Source organism: Halomonas sp. (assembly GCF_031581305.1).
Lineage (GTDB): Bacteria > Pseudomonadota > Gammaproteobacteria > Pseudomonadales > Halomonadaceae > Halomonas.
Window position 1 is genome coordinate 1 of sequence record NZ_JAVLBC010000092.1, and the last position, 3128, is coordinate 3128.

The window sequence follows — 3128 nt, forward strand, 5'->3', positions numbered from 1 at the left end:
CGGCCGGCTCGAGGCCGATACCGCCGTCTTCGTGGTGGCGCGCGACCTCGCGGGGGAACTGCCGCCGCTCGCCGTGGTGCGGGCGCGGCTCGCCGACCTGCCGATGACCGTGGTGCTGGACGACGCCGACGCCATGGCGCCGATGGCCCGCATCTCCCAGGTCGACCAGGCGCGGCTGATGGTGCGCGTCTCCCGCAGCGGCCAGGCCACCCCCCAGCCGGGCGACCTCGTCGGCACCCTCGAGGGGGTGACGGTCGGGGACACCGACCGGGAGCCCGTCGAGGTGGTGATCGACCGGGTCGTCGAGTAAGTCCATGCGCCTGACGTCGATTCGCCTGGCGGGCTTCAAGTCCTTCGTCGATCCGGTCACCGTCCCCTTCGACGGCAACATGACCGCCATCGTCGGCCCCAATGGCTGCGGCAAGTCCAACATCATCGACGCCGTGCGGTGGGTCATGGGGGAGTCGTCGGCCAAGACCCTGCGCGGCGAGTCGATGACCGATGTCATCTTCAACGGTTCCACCGGTCGCAAGCCGGTGGGGCTCGCCTCCATCGAGCTGCTCTTCGACAACCGCGACGGGACCATGGGCGGTGCCTATGCCCAGTACGCCGAGATCGCCGTCAAGCGCCAGGTTACCCGCGACGCCCAGTCCAGTTACTTCTTCAACGGCCAGAAGTGCCGGCGGCGCGATATCGCCGACCTCTTCCTGGGTACCGGGCTGGGGCCGCGTTCCTACGCCATCATCGGCCAGGGCATGATCTCGCGGCTGATCGAGGCACGCCCCGAGGAGCTTCGCGCAACCCTCGAGGAGGCCGCCGGCATCTCCAAGTACAAGGAGCGTCGCCGGGAGACCGAGAACCGCATGAGGCGCACCCAGGAGAACCTGGAGCGCCTGGAGGATATCCGCGAGGAGCTCGACAAGCAGCTCGAGCGGCTCAAGCGCCAGGCCGAGGCGGCGCGCCGTTATCAGACGCTCAAGCAGGAAGAGCATCGCCTCAAGGGCGAGCTGGCCCTGCTCCGCGGCCGCGCCCTGCGGGCCAGGCAGACAGAGGAAGAGACCCGCGTCCGGGAGTTCGAGACCGCCGTGGAACGCGAAGTGCTGGGCATGCGCCAGGCCGAGAGCCGCCTGGAGGAGGCCCGTGCCGAGCATGATCGCTTGGCCTCCGAACTCGACGGCCTTCAATCGCGCTTCTTCGAGACCACCACCGCCATCGCCCGCCTGGAGCAGGACCTGGAGCACACCCGCGCCAGGGACCAGCAGCTGGCTAGGGACCTCGAGGCCGCGCGCCGCGAACTCGGCGAGCTCGCCCGCCTTGGCGATGATGACGGCGAGCGACTGGCCCGCCTGGAGGAGCGCCTCGAGACCCTGGGGCCCGAGCAGGAGGAGGTCGCGGAGCAGCTCGCCGAGCTGGAGACTGCCCTGGAGGAGGCCGAGCCCCGGGCCGAGGAGGCCGACGCCGCCTGGGAGAGCTTCGGCGAGCGCTGGCAGGAACAGAGCCGCGAGGCGGAGCGCGCCCAGGACCGGCTGCGTGACCTGGAGGGTCGACTGGAGCGCTTGGCCGCCGACGAGCGTCGCCGTCGTCAGCAGCACGATGAGCTCCCCGACATCGTCGGCCTGGGTGAGCAGCGCCGAGAGCTGGCCGAACGCCATGCCGAGCTCGAGGCACGCCTGGCCGAGCTCGAGACCCGCCGGGGTGAGCACCAGGCCAGCCGCGACGCCTTCCGGGAGCAGGTGAGGGAGGCCGAGGCGGCCCGCGAGGTCGACCGCCAGCGGCGCAGCACCCTGCAGGGCGAGCTGGCCTCGCTGGAGGCGCTGATCCAGGCGGCCCTGGCCGATCACGACGAGGCGCTCGATGCGCACCTGGCCGAGCATGGCCTGGATCAGCACCTCCGTCTCGGCGAGGCCCTCGAGGTCGAGTCCGGCTGGGAGGAAGCAGTCTCCTGGGTGCTGGCGCCATGGCTGCGGGCGCGACTGGTGTCGCTACCCGGCGCCTGCGAGGCCCTGGCCGCGCCGCCGGCTGCCGAACTCGGCCTGCTCGAGGCCGAGGCATCGCCTGCCCCGGCCGACAGCCTGGCGGCCCGGGTGCGCGGTGCCGGTGCGGCTGGCCAGTGGCTGGCCGGCATCCGCTGCGTCGAGGATCGTGAGGTGGCCTGGTCGGCCCGCGAACGCCTGGGGGTCGGCGAGAGCCTGATCACGCCCGACGGCCTCTGGCTGGGAAACGGCTGGGCGCGCCATCGTGGCGCCGGCAACGGCCCGGATGCCTTGCTGGTCAGCCGTCGCCGCGAGGCGGAGGTGCGCGATGAACTGGCCGGCGTGGAAACCCGCCTCGCTGACCAGGAGCGTCATCTCGAGAAAGCCGCGGCGGGGGTCGAGCAGGCCGAGTTGGACCTGGAGCGGGCACGACTCGAGGAGCGCGAGCTCGAGCAGCAGTGCCAGCAGCTGGCCGTGCAGGAGAGCGGGCTGGCCAGCCGACTCGAACATCTGGAGGGGCGTGCCGCCGAACTCGTCGAGGAGCTCGAGGGCCTCGCCGAGTCCCGCGAGGAGGCCCTCCTGGCCCTGGAGGAGTCGCGCGAGCAGTGGCAGGCGGCAATGGCGCGGCTGGAAGAGGGAGCCGAGACCCGCGAACGGCTCGAGAGGGAGCGTCGCGAGACCCGCGAGACGCTGGCCTCGCTGCGGGCACGGCAGCGCCCCCTGGCCGAGCAGGCCCAGCGCCTGGCCCTGGAGCAGGAGCGGGCCGCGACCGAGCGTAGCGGCCTGGCCGAACAGCTGGGCCGCGCCGGCGAGGCGCGGGAGCGCCTCGCGTTGCGCTGTGCCGAGCTCGAGGAGGCGCGCGAAGGGCTCCATGAACCCGATGAGGAGCGCCGCGAGCGGCTCGACGAGCTGCTGGACCGTCGCGAGCGCGAGGAGCGGGTGCTCAACGAGACCCGTGCCCGGGCCGCGGAACTGGTCGAGCGGCTGCGCGAGGACGAGCAGGCCCGTCAGGGCCACGAGCGCAACCTCGAAGGCATCCGCGAGCGCCTTCAGGAGTCACGCATGCAGGTCCAGGCCCTCTCCCTCAAGGCCGAGGCTCAGGACGAGCAGCTCGCCGAGCTCAACCATGATGCCACGGGCCTGACGGATTCCCTC

At 72.1% G+C, this 3128-nt stretch carries 1 protein-coding gene and 1 pseudogene; both read left to right on the top strand.

The window, feature by feature from the left end:
* A pseudogene (locus RI841_RS09250) lies at positions 1–310 on the top strand (c-type cytochrome biogenesis protein CcmI); the annotation flags it as partial.
* Positions 311–314: 4 nt separating this feature from the next.
* Positions 315–3128: chromosome segregation protein SMC (gene smc, locus RI841_RS09255; RefSeq protein WP_310705312.1), on the top strand; the 2814-nt coding region annotated here is incomplete at its 3' end.